At 32.8% G+C, this 18,299-nt stretch carries 22 protein-coding genes; 5 read left to right on the forward strand and 17 right to left on the reverse strand.

The annotated features are described in order from the left end of the window. The 4 genes from ABV008_RS01685 to ABV008_RS01700 all read right to left on the reverse strand — a co-directional run bounded on the left by ABV008_RS01685 (position 1) and on the right by ABV008_RS01700 (position 3,158). Positions 1-777 carry an ABC transporter permease gene (locus ABV008_RS01685; RefSeq protein WP_352418077.1) on the reverse strand — a complete coding sequence of 259 codons (777 nt, stop codon included), beginning with the start codon at positions 775-777 and terminating at the stop codon, positions 1-3. A gap of 235 nt (positions 778-1,012) precedes the next feature. After that, complete coding sequence (locus ABV008_RS01690; RefSeq protein ID WP_352418078.1) at positions 1,013-1,741, reverse strand: Rossmann-like domain-containing protein; 729 nt, start codon at positions 1,739-1,741, stop codon at positions 1,013-1,015. Next, positions 1,707-2,462: an ATP-binding cassette domain-containing protein gene (locus tag ABV008_RS01695; protein ID WP_352418079.1), complete on the reverse strand. Its 756-nt coding sequence runs from the start codon at positions 2,460-2,462 to the stop codon at positions 1,707-1,709. Before ABV008_RS01695 ends, ABV008_RS01690 begins: the two co-directional genes overlap by 35 nt. A gap of 18 nt (positions 2,463-2,480) precedes the next feature. Beyond that, positions 2,481-3,158, reverse strand: a complete 678-nt coding sequence (locus ABV008_RS01700; RefSeq protein WP_352418098.1) for an ABC transporter permease — start codon at positions 3,156-3,158, stop codon at positions 2,481-2,483. On the opposite strand from ABV008_RS01700, the gene ABV008_RS01705 reads away from it, so the two are divergent. Continuing rightward, complete coding sequence (locus ABV008_RS01705; RefSeq protein WP_352418099.1) at positions 3,091-3,243, forward strand: hypothetical protein; 153 nt, start codon at positions 3,091-3,093, stop codon at positions 3,241-3,243. The two genes, ABV008_RS01700 and ABV008_RS01705, sit on opposite strands and share 68 nt — an antisense overlap. Positions 3,244-3,282: 39 nt before the next feature. Here ABV008_RS01705 and modA read toward each other — a convergent pair whose 3' ends face one another. Further along, positions 3,283-4,098, reverse strand: a complete 816-nt coding sequence (modA, locus tag ABV008_RS01710) for a molybdate ABC transporter substrate-binding protein (RefSeq protein WP_352418080.1) — start codon at positions 4,096-4,098, stop codon at positions 3,283-3,285. Positions 4,099-4,299: 201 nt separating this feature from the next. On the opposite strand from modA, the gene ABV008_RS01715 reads away from it, so the two are divergent. Then, complete coding sequence (locus tag ABV008_RS01715) at positions 4,300-5,229, forward strand: serine hydrolase domain-containing protein (RefSeq protein ID WP_352418081.1); 930 nt, start codon at positions 4,300-4,302, stop codon at positions 5,227-5,229. A gap of 2 nt (positions 5,230-5,231) precedes the next feature. On the opposite strand, the gene ABV008_RS01720 is transcribed toward ABV008_RS01715, so the two are convergent. After that, positions 5,232-5,873 carry a peroxiredoxin gene (locus ABV008_RS01720; protein ID WP_352418082.1) on the reverse strand — a complete coding sequence of 214 codons (642 nt, stop codon included), beginning with the start codon at positions 5,871-5,873 and terminating at the stop codon, positions 5,232-5,234. Between the two features lie 98 nt (positions 5,874-5,971). Beyond that, positions 5,972-6,259 carry a hypothetical protein gene (locus ABV008_RS01725; protein ID WP_352418083.1) on the reverse strand — a complete coding sequence of 96 codons (288 nt, stop codon included), beginning with the start codon at positions 6,257-6,259 and terminating at the stop codon, positions 5,972-5,974. Positions 6,260-6,431: 172 nt separating this feature from the next. On the opposite strand from ABV008_RS01725, the gene ABV008_RS01730 reads away from it, so the two are divergent. From ABV008_RS01730 to alr, 3 genes are read left to right on the forward strand one after another with little or no spacing between them, the layout of a single operon-like run. Beyond that, on the forward strand, positions 6,432-7,514 hold the full coding sequence (locus ABV008_RS01730) for a D-alanine--D-alanine ligase (RefSeq protein ID WP_352418084.1): 1,083 nt from the start codon (positions 6,432-6,434) through the stop codon (positions 7,512-7,514). Beyond that, positions 7,511-8,917 (forward strand): UDP-N-acetylmuramoyl-tripeptide--D-alanyl-D-alanine ligase, encoded by a 1,407-nt coding sequence (locus tag ABV008_RS01735; RefSeq protein WP_352418085.1) that lies wholly within the window; start codon positions 7,511-7,513, stop codon positions 8,915-8,917. The genes ABV008_RS01730 and ABV008_RS01735 overlap by 4 nt, the downstream gene beginning before the upstream one ends. Further along, on the forward strand, positions 8,917-10,125 hold the full coding sequence (gene alr, locus ABV008_RS01740) for an alanine racemase (RefSeq protein ID WP_352418086.1): 1,209 nt from the start codon (positions 8,917-8,919) through the stop codon (positions 10,123-10,125). Before ABV008_RS01735 ends, alr begins: the two co-directional genes overlap by 1 nt. Positions 10,126-10,242: 117 nt before the next feature. Here the strand turns inward: alr and ABV008_RS01745 are convergent, their stop codons facing one another. From ABV008_RS01745 to ABV008_RS01790, 10 genes are all read right to left on the reverse strand, one after another. Continuing rightward, a complete protein-coding gene (locus tag ABV008_RS01745) occupies positions 10,243-10,800 on the reverse strand; it encodes an O-acetyl-ADP-ribose deacetylase (protein ID WP_352418087.1) in 558 nt (185 codons plus the stop codon). A gap of 35 nt (positions 10,801-10,835) precedes the next feature. Continuing rightward, positions 10,836-11,828, reverse strand: coding sequence for a DUF3221 domain-containing protein (locus ABV008_RS01750; protein WP_352418088.1), 993 nt, complete (start codon positions 11,826-11,828; stop codon positions 10,836-10,838). 120 nt (positions 11,829-11,948) lie between these two features. Further along, entirely contained in the window at positions 11,949-13,067 is a 1,119-nt protein-coding gene (gene aac(6') / locus ABV008_RS01755) for an aminoglycoside 6'-N-acetyltransferase (RefSeq protein ID WP_352418089.1), read from the reverse strand. 54 nt (positions 13,068-13,121) lie between these two features. Then, a complete protein-coding gene (locus ABV008_RS01760; RefSeq protein ID WP_352418090.1) occupies positions 13,122-13,718 on the reverse strand; it encodes a GNAT family N-acetyltransferase in 597 nt (198 codons plus the stop codon). A 38-nt stretch (positions 13,719-13,756) separates the two neighbouring features. Further along, entirely contained in the window at positions 13,757-14,215 is a 459-nt protein-coding gene (locus ABV008_RS01765; RefSeq protein ID WP_352418091.1) for a DUF441 domain-containing protein, read from the reverse strand. A gap of 50 nt (positions 14,216-14,265) precedes the next feature. Next, the gene (locus ABV008_RS01770) at positions 14,266-15,018 is read right to left on the reverse strand and encodes a DUF975 family protein (RefSeq protein ID WP_352418092.1); all 753 of its coding nucleotides are present in this window, start codon (positions 15,016-15,018) and stop codon (positions 14,266-14,268) included. Positions 15,019-15,136: 118 nt separating this feature from the next. Continuing rightward, entirely contained in the window at positions 15,137-15,805 is a 669-nt protein-coding gene (locus ABV008_RS01775) for a class I SAM-dependent methyltransferase (RefSeq protein WP_352418093.1), read from the reverse strand. A 78-nt stretch (positions 15,806-15,883) separates the two neighbouring features. Beyond that, on the reverse strand, positions 15,884-16,651 hold the full coding sequence (locus ABV008_RS01780) for a GNAT family N-acetyltransferase (RefSeq protein WP_352418094.1): 768 nt from the start codon (positions 16,649-16,651) through the stop codon (positions 15,884-15,886). Positions 16,652-16,738: 87 nt separating this feature from the next. Further along, positions 16,739-17,389, reverse strand: coding sequence for an SOS response-associated peptidase (locus ABV008_RS01785; RefSeq protein WP_352418095.1), 651 nt, complete (start codon positions 17,387-17,389; stop codon positions 16,739-16,741). Positions 17,390-17,422: 33 nt separating this feature from the next. Continuing rightward, positions 17,423-18,046: a GyrI-like domain-containing protein gene (locus tag ABV008_RS01790; RefSeq protein ID WP_352418096.1), complete on the reverse strand. Its 624-nt coding sequence runs from the start codon at positions 18,044-18,046 to the stop codon at positions 17,423-17,425. Positions 18,047-18,299: the final 253 nt, after the last annotated feature.

The raw sequence follows: 18,299 nt of genomic DNA on the forward strand, positions 1-18,299 counted from the left end.
CTAACCTCCTTGAACAGCCATCTTTTTTGTCAATCGTGCAGTTAATGAATAGGCAATAACAAATAAACATATTATCCACATCCATTGATTTAAACATGCTTTTATTAAACTAAATTGTCCTTGATAAACTGCTGTAGGTACATATGAAGTATATGCAAAGGGTAAGCTCATAGCTATTCTTTCGAAAAATTCAGGATAGTATTTCAAACTAATAAAGGCACCACTAAACAATGTACCTGAAAAATAATAAAGCATTTGAACACCATTAATAGATAAAAACTTAATGCTCCAAAGGCCAATAAAATAGTTTATTAAAAATGATATAAGTATTCCATTTAACAGCGTAATTAAGTATGGTAAAATCTGATGAATACTGGGAAGTGAAACTCCCATGATTAGGACGCCAAAAAGAAAAATTGGTAATGTGCGAAATAAGAAGTTGTAAGCAATATGTCCTAGTATTTCAAAGAAGCTACCATATAGTAGTCCATATGGTCTAAGCATTTCGAATGCAATTGAGCCATCTCTTACCTTCTGAGGTATGTAGCAGCCATAAGGGAGAAACATTACAAGCCAAAGTCCAGCCTGATTGACCATAAGATAGGTTACTGCTTCCATGCCTTCTGTTGAGTTTCCTAACACGGCAAGCCAAATTCTAACATTGATATAACCAAATATAATACTTCCGATATTGTTAACTATGTGGTTAAGCAAATAGACACGGTCTCTTTCAAAGGATTTCTTTGCAATCTCTGATCCTCTAAATATGTCAATCACCCCCGTTATTAAGTTGTGAGTAAAAGTATGTGAAATGCGATTTTCATTGGGGTAGATAAGGTCCCAATGGCGAGTAGATTATTAGTATATCATACATATTTTGTATATTCAATATGATTTGTTTGAAAAAGTTATAATTGATTAATAAAAAAACTAAGAAGATACAAAGTATTTTCTTAGTTATAGATGCTTATTGTCTATTTATAATAATAATTGTTCCTCTCTAGTATTATTGTTATTTGGAATGAAAGCAAACTTGAGTTAATCCACTAAGATATGCTGCCCCTGCAATGGTTGTGCCATAGAATAATACTGGCTTTCCAATATTTAAGAAATTTAATATAGTGCCATTGGTTATTGTGCTACCTGTCACCATTAATATATTCGCCCAATCAACAACTTTCTCCATATCTTTCTTTCCGTCTTCTATTAGTATATCATACTTTACTTTTCCTACATTGTTTTTATCTAAATCTAAAACTCTTAGTTTAAAGTCTTTCCGTAGATTATCAATTATTGCAGGTTGAAATCCTATTACTCCAATCTTGACATTTCCATATTCTTGCATAACATGCTTTGCTAAATCTTTTCCACATTTTTCTGGTTCCTCGTTTTTGCAATGTATAGTATTGGATATAAGATTTAGATGCCTTAAAATAGCGTTTAAAGATGCTATGAATAATACTTTATTGTGATTATCTGATAAATCTAGGCTCATTATATCTTCAATACTACCATTATAAACTGTAGGCGCATCTGTAAAAGCTTGACCTATTGCACCTTTAAAACTTGCTTCTACTAAAACTTCTTTTCCATTTAAAAGAGGAAAGTCTTTCCTCGAAGTTATTCCAATAGCTTCTTCTGGTGTTAATATAGCTGTTGAAATATTAATACTTTCTTTGTCTAGATTGTTTTCTTCAATAATATTTTTAAGCTTGTTCCACAAATCTTTGTAAAAATCCATTATTACCCCACCTTTTTTTCTGTATTGTTAAAAAGTCTGACAAAAAACAAGAATGTGTTTTGTTGAAAATATGATTAGTTTCAGACACCAAATTTAATGTCCCATTATCCATTATGCCAATTCTATCTGCTAAAAACATGGCTTCTTCTATATCATGAGTTACATGTATTATTGTTGCCTTAAACTCTTTATGTATATTCTTAATTTCTTCTTGAAGCATTAATTTCGTCATCATATCTAATGCGCTCATTGGCTCATCTAATAGCAGTATTTCAGGAGATATTATAAGAGCTCTTGCCAGGGCAACTCTTTGCTTTTCCCCCCCACTTAAGCTGCTTGGATATCTATTCAATAGATAACTTATATTAAGCACTGACATTAAATATTTTAACTTGTTCCGTATAATATCTTTACTTTCTTTTCTTATTCTTAAACCAAAAGTTATATTGTCCTCAACGGTCATGTAAGGAAATAGCTCGTAGTTTTGATAAACAAATCCAATATTTCTCTTTTCAGGCGGAAGAGAAATCATATCATGATTATTGTAGCGTATGCTTCCCTCCCTAGGACAATAAAGCCCTGCAATAGTTTCTAGCAATACTGTTTTGCCAGAGCCACTAGGTCCTAAAATCACGAAATATTCTCCTGATTTTATTTCAATATTTATGTCCCTTAAAGAAAATTGTCCTAGTTTAAGATTTACATTTTTTATTTCTAGCATATAAACCATCCTTTTTCATCATGCTGAGTTTCTTCTTTCTATAAATTCAAATAATAATTGTGATATCAAGGATATTATTATAAGAATTGTTGCAGTTCCAGTTGCTATATCTAAATCTCCAGTAGACATATTAAGGAATATTGCTGTAGGTAGTACTTCTGTTTTCATTCTTGTAGTTCCTGCAAGCATAATTACAGCTCCAAACTCTCCTAATGCCCTGGACCACGTAATTATTAGAGAAGAAAAGAGACTGCTTTTTATTGATGGAATAGTTATATGAATAAATGACTGCCACTTATTGCAACCTAAAGTTCTTGCAATAAACTCCATTTTATAGTTTGATCCTTCTATAGCAGTTTTAAGCATCTTTACCATAAGAGGAAAATTTACAAATACTTGGGCAGCAATTATACCCTTCTTTGTAAAAACAAAATCTATACCAATTTTAGATAAAAAGCCTCCTATACCTGAATTCCCTAAAAAAAGTAACAATGCTATACCAGATACTAAGTGTGGTAAGGATGCTGGCAAAAAAATTAAAATCGAAATGAAATTTTTTGTTCTTAATTTAAGTCTTGCTAAAGAATAAGACGCAGGTAATGAAAAAAACAAACATATTAATGTTGATATGCTTGATGTAATCAAGCTTAATTTAATAGAGAATATTATTTCCTGCGACTGGAAGCATTTTATTATACTAGTAAACCCTCTCCCTATTAATAGAGTGAGGGGAATAAATGTAAATATTAAAACCAAAGCTAAAGATACTATTGAAAAGTAGAGGAAAATTTTATTTCGCATTTACAACCAATCCTTATATTTACTTTACAGGTGGAAAACCATATTTTCCGAATATTTCTTTTCCTTTTTCTGAACTAACAAATTCAACAAATTTCTCTGTTTCATCAAAATGTTTTGTAGCTTTAAGTATGCCTACAGGTATTATTTGAATTATATTAACATCTTCAGGTATTGGAATTAATTCAATATCTTCATTTCCAAAAGCAGCATCTTCTGTAACTATTGCAGCATCAGCATCTTTTGATGATAAGTGTACTATAAGCTCATTTACTGTTGCTGTTTTAGAAACCACATTGTCGTTTATTCCTGTTAAGCCTGTTTTCTCAATCAGCTTTTGGCTAGTTTCTCCTATTGCATTAGCTTCTTCATCACATAAAACTACTTTTACTCCTGGTTTTGCTAAATCTTCAAGCCCTTTTATCCCTAATGGGTTTCCTTTTTGAACACCTATTATAGGATTATGGTATGCTACTTCTTTACCCTCTTCAGCAAAACCCTTTTCCTTTGCCACTTCGTAAGCTTTTTTTGAACCTACTATAAAAGCATCTCCCTTGTTAGTAAGCTCAATTTGTCCTAGTAATTGTGTAGAGCCAGCAAATACGTATTCTATCTTTATTCCAGTTTCCTCTTCAAATACTTGTGCAATTTCTGTCATTGGTTTTTTTAGACCTGCACCACTGTAAACAAGAAGAGTTATGTCTTTTGATACTTCTCCAGCAGTTTGCTGTTCAGAATTGCCATCGTTCACCGTTTCATTTGTATTGTTACATGCTACAATGGAAATTGTAAGTAGCAATACAAAACATAGCAAAGCTAATTTTTTTGTAATTTTCATATGTATCTCTCCTCTAAACTATAATCTCGTTGTTCTTTTAAAAATATAACGCTAATTAATAGTATAATGGAAGGATTTACGTTTGTCAACAATTTAACTTTTATGTTACTTATACTTTTGGATATATCTTTAGCTTTAAAACAATACTTTTAAATAGTATAATATGGGAAATAGCAATAATAATACAAAGAAGGTGTTTATGTGGAACAAGCTATATTTAATGACATGATGAATAATATTAAAGATGAAAATATATTAAATTTTGTTGTGGTTAAGGATGGAAAAATAGTCATTGATTATAACAAAAAAGATGAATATAAGAATAAAAGGTTTAAGGTAAACTCCTGTACTAAGAGCATAATATCAGCTCTCATTGGTATAGCTATAGAAAACAAGCAGATACAGGACGTTCATCAACCCATCTCTGACTTTTTTCCTGAGATAAAGATAAGTGGTGTGGACAATAGAAAAAGAGGCATTACAATACACCATCTGCTTACTATGACTAGCGGTATATCTTGGCCTGAATTTGGCAATTGGGAATTTATTACACACTTAGTCAATAGCGATAATTGGTTGAAGTTTATCTTAGATAGACCTATGGAGCATAATCCTGGTGAAATATTTAATTATAGCTCTGGTGGCTCTCATTTATTGTCTGCTATAATTAGCAAAACTACAGGCATGAGTGCTCATTCATATGCACAAAAACATATTTTCGAACCATTAGAAATAAAAAGTCTTACTTGGATGTCTGATCCTCAAGGTAATAACAATGGCGGTTTTGGCATAGAAATGTCTGCCTATGATATGGCTAAAATAGGAAGCCTTTATTTAAGTAAAGGGAAATTAGAAAAAGATTCACTAATTCCAGAAAACTGGATTAATGAATCTCTTGAACCTAAAGTTCTAGTCTCAAAGGCGCTAGGGTATTATGGATATCAATGGTGGGTTAAGGATTTAACAGTTAAAGGTACTTCTAATACTACATATTTTGCCATGGGTAATGGTGGACAGTTTATTCTTGTAATCCCAAGTATGAATATGGTTGCAGTATTTATTTCAGATAATTATGAAGATTCTTTTAGGCCTATTTATTATATGAAAAAGTATGTGTTGAGGATGTTTTAATCTTACGTTATTTCTTTATAGCACAAATACCAGTCCATACAACGCAAGCCCTCTTCTCCTGCTTTCCTTCTTAGTAATTCTTCATAGGTCTGGGGAGCTGGGACCACAACTGGACAGCCTGGCATCCAATCAGCAGGGGTTGCTACCTTCTCTCTATCTGAGATTTGAAGGGCATCTATAATACGAATCATTTCTGGTATGTTTCGACCATTTGTAAGAGGATAAACAAGTATTGCTCTAATAATTTGTCTGTCGTCTATGAAAAATACATTTCTGACGGTTTGCGTAGTGCTTGCCTCTGGAGCAATCATACCGTAGAGTCTAGCAATACTTCCATCTCTGTCAGAAATTATTGGGAAAGGTATTTGAATTCCTGTGTTTTGATATATATTGTAAACCCAAGCTAAATGGGAAGGATTGCTGTCTATGCTAAGTCCCAATAATTGTGCATTTCTCTTTACAAATTGATTATTATGCTTTGCCAAAGCAATGAATTCTGTAGTTCACACGGGGGTAAAATCTCCTGGATGCGAAAAAAGAACTACCCATTTACCTTTAAGACTTGAAAGCTTAATTGGTCCAAAGGTAGTTTTAGCAGTGAAGTCTGGGGCCTTCATTCCTATCTTAAGACAATTATTCTCCATAATAGTATTCACCACCAAATATATATTGATTTCTCAATACATATTATGATTTAGTAAATCCATTAGTGAACACAAACTTCGATAAAAATAGCTTTTTTTCATAGACGGTGTAAATTAGATACTTCTATAAAAATATGGTGGATTCTAAAATTATTTTTCCTACAGTAACTTGACACAATCATCAAAACATTAGAGTTTGAACTAGATGCCCTCTTGCCTATAAACTTAGCATGACTCATTTTTTCACTGTTTCCAATTATATTATTCCAAGAATACTTAGCTCCATGCATTTCCTTTAACTGGTTTTTATATAAATATAATTCTGTTTCAAGAAGCTTGTTTTTTTCAATTATATCCTTAAATTGCTCAAGGTCCTCAAAAAGCACCATTCCTACCCCATATTTAACTTCGCTTTTCCCAATTCCATCCTGTTTTTATATAAAAAATCATCAAACCTAAAATTTTTAATTAAGGAATTTGTAAGAAATATGAACAGTGTTTTGTAATATCTTCTTTGTACAATAATGATAGAACTTAGTGGACAATAGGAGGAAAGAAATGAACACAAATATTTATGTGGTTTACGGTGGAAAATCAGTTGAACATGATGTATCTCTGTTAAGTGCATTTTCAGTAATTAACGCCTTGGATAAAAATAAATATAATGTGTATCCCGTTTACATTACAAAAGACGGCACATGGTGTGATATAGGAAAATTGCAAAATCAAGTAAAAGAAATAAAGCAATTAAAAACTAAAAGCTCAAATACTGCTTCCTTTTCTTTAGGAGAATTTTTGTCTAAACATTTTAGGAAGAACGAAAAAAATATTGTTTTTCCTGTCTTACATGGAACAAATGGAGAAGACGGAACAATTCAAGGACTATTTGAAATGCTTAATATCCCTTATGTAGGTAATGGAGTGTTGTCATCAGCAGTAGGAATAGACAAAGTCGTGATGAAGGATTTATTTTCACTAGGGAAAATTCCTCAAGCAAAGTACACTTCTATTAGGCTTTATTCCTGGAAAACAAGTGAAGATCAGACATATAATCAAATTGAAGACACTATTGGTTATCCATGCTTTGTCAAGCCTGCAAAGTTAGGTTCAAGTGTTGGAATAAATCGCTGCGAAAATAGGGGGAAGCTTAAGGAGGCAATTAAGGAAGCATTCCTGTATGACAGTAAAATAATAATTGAAGAAGAGTTAATCGGTAGAGAAATGCAAATTGCAGTAATAGGAAATGATTGTCCCAAGGCTTCTGTAGTTGGTGAGTACATTCAAGAAAGACAGTTCATGGACTATGCTGCTAAGTATGTAGATGGTGAGCTAGTTCCTGTAATACCAGCTAGACTATCTACAGAAATAAGTGAAACTATGAGAGAAGTTGCTATTCAGACTTTTAAGCTGTTGAATTGCTGTGGCCTTGTAAGAGTCGATTACTTTGTCACAGATGAAAATAAATTCTATGTAAATGAGGTCAATACTTTACCTGGCTTCACTGCATATAGCATGTTCCCTGCTCTATGGGAGAAAACAGATGGCACTACTTATTCAGAGCTAATAGAGAAATTAATAAAGCTAGGGTTTTGTATGCATAAACAAAAAAATTCATTACTACACATGAGGTGGGAAAAATGATTTGTCGCAACTTAAGAGAAATTCAAGAAATGGTAGAAGGGTACGGATTAATGAAAAAAAACGAAGATATAGCTATACAAGGTGTATCTATAGACACTAGGCAAATAGAAACTGGTCAGTTATTTATACCCATAGTGGGTGAGCGATTTAATGGACATAAGTTCATAAATGAAGCTGTAAATAAAGGAATAGTGGCAGCTCTATGGAATAAGAAAGAGCCATTACCTAGTATAGATATTCCTCTTATATTAGTAGATGATACCCTATGTGCTATTCAAAAACTAGCCAAATCATATAGAACGCAGTTGAAAGCAAAAGTAATAGGAATCACAGGAAGTAATGGTAAAACATCCACAAAAGACATTTTAGCAAGTCTTTTAAAAACTAAGTATAAAACTCAGAAAACCTTTGGTAACTTAAATAACCATCTAGGAGTGCCCCTTACTATTTTAGGGTTAGAAGAAGATACTGAAATGGCTGTTATTGAAATGGGGACTTCTAATTTAGGGGAAATTGAGCTATTAACTAATATAGTTTCTCCTGATGTAGCCATCATTACAAGTATAGGAGAGGCTCACTTAGATGAATTAGTTACAAAAGAAAATATTGTTCAAGCAAAGCTTGAAATAGTAAAAGGCTTAAAGCCTAATGGCTTATTTGTTTATTATGGGGATAATCCATTGCTAAACGAAAGGATTAAGGATATGGACATTAACTACAAGACTATAAGCTTCGGAGAAAACTCCACTAACACATATATCCCTTGGTTGGAATCTTCTGATGAAAGAAGTATTACCTTTAGTTTAGATAAGTTTCATTGTCCATCCTTTTATTTACCTATGATTGGAAAACACCAAATGTTTAATGCAACTGCTGCTATTACTGTGGCAAGATACTATGGGATATCCTTTGAGCAAATACAGGATGGCTTATTAAATATTGAACTTACAGGCATGAGAAATGAAGTTATTCATACAGAAATATACACAATTATAAATGACTCTTATAAATCTAACCCTGCAAGCCTTTTGGCTGCATTAGATACTCTTTACAACATAAAAAACTATAAACAAAAAATTGCTGTTCTTGGAGATATGATAGGCCTAGGCATTGACGAAATTAACATGCATAGGGAAATTGGCGAAAAGATTGACCCTGAACAAATTGATTATTTGCTTACTATTGGTCCTCTTGGGGCTCATATAGCTAGAACTGCAAGACCAAGATTTAGAAAAAACAGGGTATTCTCCTATAATAATAAAACTCAACTAATTCAAAAGCTTAAGAAGTTGATGAAATATGAATCCATTGTATTAGTCAAGGGTTCACGTATGCTAAAACTAGAAGAAATAGTCGAAGAATTACAAAGAGAAAATATTATGGAAAATAAGGAGGTTGTATAATGGATACTTCAATACTTCATAGAAACACATGGGTAGAAATCCATTTAGATAGAATAGAAAATAATATTAGACAGATTAGAAAATATCTTCCCTCATCTGTTAAGTTCATGGCAGCAGTAAAGGCAGATGCTTATGGTCATGGTGATTTACAGATTGCTAGAATAGCACTCAAATCAGGTGCTGATGCACTAGCTGTTTCTATATTAAGTGAAGCCCTGTATTTAAGAAAGAATGGAATAAAAGCACCTATACTCGTGCTTACTCCTATACTGCCTAGTAATGTAAATATTGCTGTTGAATATAACTTGTCTGTTACTGTTTTCCAGCTTTCTTGGTTAAAGGAAATGAGATTATATAAGGTTGGGAAGAAGCCTTTGAAGCTTCACTTGAAAATAGATACTGGACTGGGCAGAATCGGTATAAATAGAAAAGAAGAATTAGAAGCAATGCTACCTACCCTAAGCAAAGAGGATATAGTAGTGGAAGGAGTGTATACACATTTTGCTACTGCTAATAGAGATGATTCCTCCTATTTTGATAAACAATTTAGTACTTTTCTAGATATGGTAGACTGGATAAAATCTAAAGGATTAGATGTTTCTATTTTTCACTGTGCAAATAGTGCTGCAACCTTAAAATATATGAATAGTCATCTTGATATGGTACGAATAGGGGTTGCTATGTTTGGGATATACCCATCGGAGGAAATAAGGAGAACTTCACCAGTAAGATTACAATCTGCTCTTTCTTTACATTCTAAATTATTACACGTCAAACAAGTTAAGAGAGGTAATTTTATAGGTTATGATACAACCTATGAGACGAATTCAGATGAATGGATAGGAACAGTACCTATAGGATATGCAGATGGTTGGTTTAGATGGTTTCAAGGCTTTCATGTCCTTGTAGATGGACAGAAGATGCCTATTATTGGCAAGATTTGCATGGATCAGTTTATGATAAGACTTCCTAAAAAGTATTCCATTGACACTCCTGTAGTTTTAATTGGTAAAGATGGAGATGATCAAATTACTTTAGAAGACCTAGCTAGTCATATAGGCAGTGTTCCTCAGGAAATCCCATCTATGATTACTTATAGGGTACCTAAGGTATACTTTTATAATGGCGAAATAGTTGAAGTATTGACTGAAAGAAATTGGAGCCCTAGTCAATATCCTTTAAGTAAGGTTAATGTCAATGTAAAGTAAGTATATTAGGATAAAATAAGAGGCTGTTTTAGCCTCTTTCGTCTATATTATTAGAGTGTCCTAATTCTAAAAGCGGCTGATTTAGATCTCCTAACTGGTTTCATCGACAATTATCCTTTAAAGAAATACTTCTGGACTATAGCTTATGATCATTTCGCCGTAAATGGAGAAGTTTTCATCCCCAAAGCAAACAAATATCACTTCTTCTAGTGTGTCATTAGTTGATAAAAACTTATTAACTTCTTTTATCGCAATCTCTGCTGCCTGCCTTTTAGGAAACCTATATACTCCTGTACTTATGTTAGGAAAAGCTATGGTTTTAACCTCATTTTCAACTGCTAGCTTTAAGCTATTAATATAACAGCTTGCTAATAATTCTTCCTCACCATTATTCCCATCTTGCCATACTGGACCTACTGTGTGAATTACATACTTTGCTGGAAGTTTTCCTGAAGATGTTATGACTGCTTCTCCAGTTTTGCAGCCACCTTGTCTACTCCTAATCTCAACACATTCATCTAGTATCTGTCGCCCTCCTGCTTTATGGATGGCTCCATCTACTCCACCCCCACCTAAAAGACTGTTATTTGCTGCATTAACTATTGCATCAACCTTGAGCTTAGTTATATCGTCTTTAACCAGTTTAATTCTTGTATCAAGTTGTTTATTGTCCATTTATTTCGCCTCCAATATAGCACTTGTTATACCCTTTATTGATATTTGTATGTAAGCTCTTCGCTTTTACCAGGTTCATTAACATATGATCTTACATAGTGCAGTATACCATCATTATCCCAACTTGTAATCCAAAGGTTATATTCTGGTGCTCCCCTATCTATTATTTTTGTTTCCTCAGTTTCTATATTTAATAAGCAAACATCTGTAGTTCCTTCCAACTCAGTTAATACAGCGGATTTTACTTCGCTTTCCTTTGCCATTGCTATAAACTTTGAATCTGGTGACCAGAAGAAATCTGATATAAATCCCATGCTATAAAGAAGCACAGTATCCTTTGATTTAACAACATATCCTGTTCTACTATTTGAAGTACCTTCATCAGCAACAACATATTCACTATTAGGCGACCATATAAAATCACATATCATACCTTCTGCTCCCTGTACTTCTACTGGTTCTTCAACTCCAACATACCATAAATACATTTGGCCTCCCCAATCTGTGTTATTCATCAGAAAAGCAACACAGGATTTGTCTGGAGCCCATCGGATTATATCAATATTCTTTTGCTTATTTAGCACAGCATCAATTTCTGTATATCCACTTTCCTCTAGCTCAAGTGGTATGGAGTTTGCGTTGTTTGAGGTCTTGGCTATTTCTGTGTTTTTATCTTGTTCTAAAATCTTAATTACTTTAGCTTTTGCTTGTACCGGATAGGATTCAGCTACTGGTCCATCAAATATAGCTTCTACCTTCATTCCTTCTTTAAGTTCATCAGTAGAAATCTTAGTATTTGTATTTGCCATATATATTTTTGTACTCTTATCAATTCTAATACTTGCTTTATCAAATGATGTGTCTTCTTCAAGTTCTCCTTCAACCATTATACTTACAATTCTATTGTCATTAGATATATCTACACCAGTAATCTCTCCTCTAATGTCTACTTTTTCGTTTTTTTGGCAGCCAGCAAGGGCTATTGCAATTATGCCTAAGGCTATTAGAATGAGCTTCTTATAATTCATAAACCGCATCCTCCTATTTCTGCTATTTTATTTATAGACGAGGAAATAATGAAATAGTTCCATTTTTTTAATGCCAATAGTTCTTTCATCCTTTTTTACCCAGAACCAACAGCTATTTAGTTAATTATTAATATCTTTGATAAAACATATTACTCTCTCTATTTCATCAAATCCAAATTTTTTATGAAAATCATAACTAATATTATTATCTATTAAAATATCTGAAGCCATTTGTTTGCAACCCCTGCTACTTGCCCATAATTCGCCTGCCCTAACTAATTCCCTAGCTATGCCTCTATTCCTATACTCTGATTTCACATAAATACCCTCTACATAACCTACAGGGCTTGATGTAGAGCCACTTACATAATCACTTCTAATAGAAACGTTAATAAAACCAACATACTCATTATCTAAATAATATAGAAGTCCTTCTTCCTTATCTGATTTTAAGATATCTAGAAAAATAGTTTTTAATTCCTCATCAGTACAATGTGGCCATAATCGGAGGCCCATTTTAACCCAACCTGCCAATGTTGACTCTGTTGCAACAACAATGTTTCCTATGCCTTCCATCATTTCCTTAAAATTCTGTTGCTTTTTAAATCTTTGATACCTAGCAATGACTTCGTCATAGACTTCTTCTATAGATTTCTGTTCATTAACTGCTAGTTCGAAATATCCTATATCACTTAATATCTTTCCGTAATCTATACATGGTGTGTTAATTTCTCGCCATGTATCAAGTATCTCTTCAATTCTAGAATGCTTACGTGTGTATTCATATGCTGTTTGAAGAATCAATTGGAACTCTTCTATCTCTTGAGGACCTTGCTTAATTTTGATATTTTTATTTTTAATGTAGTCCATTTTATCGTTTAATTGCAAGGCACCTGCAAATCCATCTCTTCCCCCATAAAAAACATTACGTATATTCATCATTACCATGGTACCAAAACACATGGGGCAAGGCTCTAAAGTTGTATATAGCTTATAGGTTTTTATGTCCGGATGTTCGTCTGCCTTCAGATTAAATAAGGCGGTCATTTCAGCATGGGCCATATCGCTTCCTGCTAATGGATTGGAGCTCTCTTTATCAAAGATTCTATTTCTTCCCCTTGATACTATCTCTCCATCTTGGGTTGTTATGATGCAGCCAATTGGTATAGTGCCCCTTTGATAGGCTTCCCAAGCTAACTTAAAAGTCTCCTGCCATTCCTTACTTAAGTCTTTCCACATGATTTCCTCCCCTTTTACTTTTCTAAATTTACGCTACTTCTCTGATTTAAACTTTTATTCCTTTTCAAACTTCATAGTAACAAATTCTATAGTACGACCATCCTGGGTCACTCTATCAAAATACTTGTCCCTTTTAAAACCAAGCTTTTCATAAACCTTCATAGCTCTCTTGTTAAATGTTGCAACCGTTAAACGGAATTTACTTATATTGTTTTTTTCTTCTACAAACTCCATGCATTTCTTAAGAAATTCGTCACCTAATCCTTTTCCGCACAAAACTGGCATCATACCTAATCCTATATCTATAAACCCTGCTTCATCATAAGCTCCAACAAGCTTGCCATTGGGAACTGTAGCTGATTGTCCAAAGCAACAGAAACCTACTAGATTTTTGTGTTCATCATATACTGAATAATATGAACCATTTAAAAAGCCTTCATAACTAGACTCATCCAAATTATAGAATGAGTATATATCATCATATTTCCATGTACATATTTCTTTAACTTCTTTATCGGTCATTTCTTTTATAACAAACCCCATAATTGTTATCTTCATCTCCTTCTTTTTCTTACAATAGATATATACATAAGTATTATTGAAAAGACTACTCTCTACACCTGATTCGTTTTCTTTAATATGCTTGTCCACTTTGTAGTCTAGTTTTTAAAGTCTCTTAGCCCTTATTATCAGACCTTTTTAATTAATTTTACAAACAGCGCCAGCATGCCAGATGTAATTAACGGCCCCACTGGTACACCCCCTAAAAACACAGCTGCTAGTACTGAACCGAATATCATTGCTGGTATTACATCATTGTTCCCCTGTACAGTAAGGTAGTTTAGTCCGAGTCCACTTAAATAAGTGGTAAAAAATGAAAGGATTAAAGCGGTTATTCCAATCCAAGATATAAAAACATCTTTTATATTTGTTATTGTAATTCTCCCACTTGCAATGGGGATTAAGATTGCAGCAGTAAGCACAATCAATCCCCAGTTCACTCCGTTTTTCTCGATTAATGGGTATACAAATTGGTCTAAATTCAATAGTTTAACAATTAGCAATATGCATACTGCAACAGCTACTGAATTAGCTTTTCCAAATACAGCAATAGCTAGTATGATTGTTAGAGTAATGTTCGAATCCAAACCAATCAACTCCCAAGTTATTTAAAATTCACTAAAATTATAGCTATTTTCTAATAATATGGTCCATCCTGTCCATCTCCGTCTGGTCTGTCTAACAATAATTCCTCATAAGTGCACATATTATGTTCTAATGCAATCTGGCGTAAAGCTAGATACAATTCAGCTTTTGTAGCATATTCATAAGGAAACACAAATAATACTCCAATGCCTATTGCCAATGCACCTAATAAGTACCAGCCGATGAAGGATAAATCTAATACAAACATATCGAACTTATGTCCATAAGTCATCTCATTACTTAATTCTATTGCTCTTTTGGCTCCAATGTTTGGATTATCACCTAGAATATATGGCACCATGCTATATGCATATGATTTCACAATGCCAGGTATGATTAATAATAAGGTCCACAAGAAAGTAAATACTCCTCGAAGCAGCATTGTTGGTACTATACCATTATAATTTTGTCCTTCAAAAGCAAAGCTAAAGCATTTTTTGTTGTCTTTATCTTCAGCTGATTTTACAAAATATCTTTGACCTCCAACCTCTAGTGGATAACCCAGTAAAATTCGTAAAGCTAGGAAAAATAACAAAAACAATAAGGACATAATAATAACAACTGTAATCGTTCCAGTATCTGTGGTTCTAGGAAAATCTGTAGCATATCTGGATGAACTTCCTCCTCCACCGCTACCTCCGCCACCACTAGCAAATGAAATAACTAAGCCGATTAAGAAAGCCTTCCAATAATTATACCTTAAAACTGATTTTGCCCTCTGTTTAAGTTCTGCTCTTGTCCACATAGTAAGACGCTCTCTTTTGTAGTATTATTTATAAGAAAAAGCTTTATATATTATTACTATATACTTTAGATTATAATTTTAGAAACATAATATATAAAGCTTGTCCTTGATATCTTCTTTATCTATTCCTTAAATAGTACATACGATTTATCATATTATATTGTTTGAATTCAATCTCTTCATATTTTTCAATAATAAAGAAAGGTTCAAAGTTTTTTTCTGCCATTTCGTTTGTTAGATTCCATAGATATAATCCTGAATTTTCTTTGTAAAATTCGTGAGAGATCTCTACAAATTTGTATTCTTCCCTTTTCTGTTTAGTAATGTATGGGTTTAACTTTAACAAAATCTTACCATTGGGCTTTACAATTCTATGTATATTCTTAATTAATTCAATAGAGTCCTTAGGTATTAAATTATCTATTATGTTAAAAAGAATAGCACTTTCATAGCTATTGTCAGCAATATCGTATAATTTTTCTAATCCATCGCAAACTACTTTAGCCTTCTCCTCATAATTGCATTTTTCTATGACCTTCTTTGCAATTTCTATTGCATTATTACATAGGTCTATTCCATAAACATATTCCATTCCCTTATCCAGACAACGTAGCATAACCCTTCCACCACCACAACCAAAATCGATTGTGGATTTGCTATTCTCTACAAGCCAAGTTACTCCATCCTCTATTTCTTGTACTTGTATTTTATGCGTTGGATTGTATTCTGTGTATTGACTAAAAACATTATCCCAATATTTTATTGTGTCATCATATTTATCTGCCATTTTCTAGCCCCCTTTTTATAGGTTTTTGTAGTTCATAAATTTTAAGAACCATCCCTTTAAGTCACTAAAATCCATTATCTACACCTGAAAAACCACTTCTGCTTCATCCTCGTCCAATCTAAATCCTATTTGCTCGTACATGTTTCTCGCGATTACATTGTCATATCCAACCCATAACATAGCCTTTAATGCCCCTTCTTCTTTGGCTTCCTTTAATCCAAAAAGCATTAATTTCTTTCCTATTCCTTTTCCTCTTTCAGCTTCGAGCACTCCGACATTTCTTATAAAGCAGTTTTGATTATTAGCTCCATATAACCCAATAATTATAAAACCTATTATTTTATTGCTTTCCTTATACACAAGAATAATATGATCGCCATTATTTAACCAATCATTCAATTCATTTTCAGATACGTTAAACGAATCAAATACTTCTTTTTCTAATAAAAGAAATTTATAGACATCATCTTTGTCTAAATACTCAATAGCTTGGCAATCACATTCAACCGATATATTATCTAATGAGAAAAAGTAACCAACGTTAATATCTTTGTTTGTATATCCCCACTGATTTATTATTTCTTTCTTTTCAAAAACGTCATTAAGATTGCCAGCATATCTAAATATAAAATTTATGCCTTGATTTTCTTTCTCTATTTTTTCAATACTAAGCCTTAAATCATCTAGTTGATTTACACCCCATAGCAATTCTACTTCCTCACTAGTATTGCCTAATAAGAATGTCCCTTCTGGAAATTCGTATTCCTTTACATTTCCTAGCATGTCACCATAAAAAAAGTTTTCAGGATAACTACGTCCTTTATTATATAGCTCTTCGAACTGCATATGATTTCCCCCTAGTTATTGATTTCCCATATACCTTGCCCAATGTTATAAAAATCCAACTTCGATAACAAAAATATTTATATATAATCAAAACAACCTCAATTGTTCATGTTTCTCACTATCATCACTTTTTGCTTTTTCAGTTTCACATCTTTCGATTATTAATTTATTATTGATATTAGATTTAAGAACCTCTTCAACATATTTTATTGATGAGTTTCCGTTTAACCACAAATCCATTTCATTATCCTTGACTATAAGAGGCATTCTGGAATGTATATCCTTCATGTTTCCTTCGGATTCAGTGGTTATTATAACAACTGTCATTTGTTCCTTTAAATTTTCATCAAGAGATACTTTATAAATTCCTCCAAGCGAGAATAAATTATTATCTTGAAGTCCTATCTTGTATTTAGCTTTTCGCTTATTACCTTCATCCTTCCATTCGTAGAACATATTAGCTGGAATTAAACATCTTGCACTATAAAAAGAGTCTCTAAACATTTGTTTATATTTAATAGATTCTGCTCTAGCATTGATCACAGCTCCCTTTCTACCGCTAAAATAGAACCCCCACTTTGCAAATTTCATTGTTCTCTCTCCATTTTCTAATACAATGGGGATATGACTGGAAGGATAAAAATCTCCTTTAGCATAATTAATGATTCCTTGATTTCTGATATAGTACCTTCTAAATACCTCTTCAATATCGCTGTTAAGCAAAAATCTACCACACATTAAATTTCACCTACACTTTAAGCTCTCGCCTCATTATACTGATCTTACTCTATATCTCAACACAGTCTTGAATTTAGTTGGATCTACATTTCTTGCATCAGATAAGTAAATTTCTCTATGTTTCAAAGTTACTATTTCAAGATTGTTATTATTGATAAATTCTTTCATCATTTCAAAGCTTTGTGGTTCATCATCATACGGTCCTACATGAAGCATTTGAACTGACAATCCATCTTCCATTGATCCATAAGTTACTTTGTCCAATAATGGATGTGGTTTCTTTTTTCTTACGTTTTCAAATGCTCTTTCTACCACTTCTTCTGTTACAAAATCTGGCTGTCTAATCATAATAGTATATAAAAGTTCGTCCTTATTTAGTGTCTCTAGCTTCCTTCCCTCTTCCGTTAGATCCCATACCCCTTCTAGTGGATATACTGTATATTCATAGTATCCCTGTGGAGTGTATCCTTGCTTCGGCATCATTCTAATAGCATAGGCTAGTGAATAGAGAACACCTATCCTTTCTGAGAACTCTTCGCCATTCGGATTTCCTTCTCCTTTTATCATTAGAAACTTTTGTTCTGGAACTGTTATAAGCTCTGGCTTCTGTTTTGGCATATACAAATTCTTCTCTTGTTTTCTCCATTCATGTTTCATAACTATGCTCTCCCTTTACTTTAGGTAGTGTCAATACTGACACTCCAATTCTTATATTAAATTGTCTATATATCAAGGGTTACAAAGTTTTTCAAAACAAAAAAACAATGACCCCCCTACTTTCTGTTATAATTTGAGTTACCACACAACAAATAAAAAGAAAGGTTGGTCATTGTTATGTCTCAAATTATAACTTATTTACTTGTATATAATCAATACTTACTTAATCAAATTTACGAATTAACTTTATTTA

It is taken from the genome of Proteiniborus sp. (assembly GCF_040308045.1).
GTDB lineage: Bacteria > Bacillota > Clostridia > Tissierellales > Proteiniboraceae > Proteiniborus.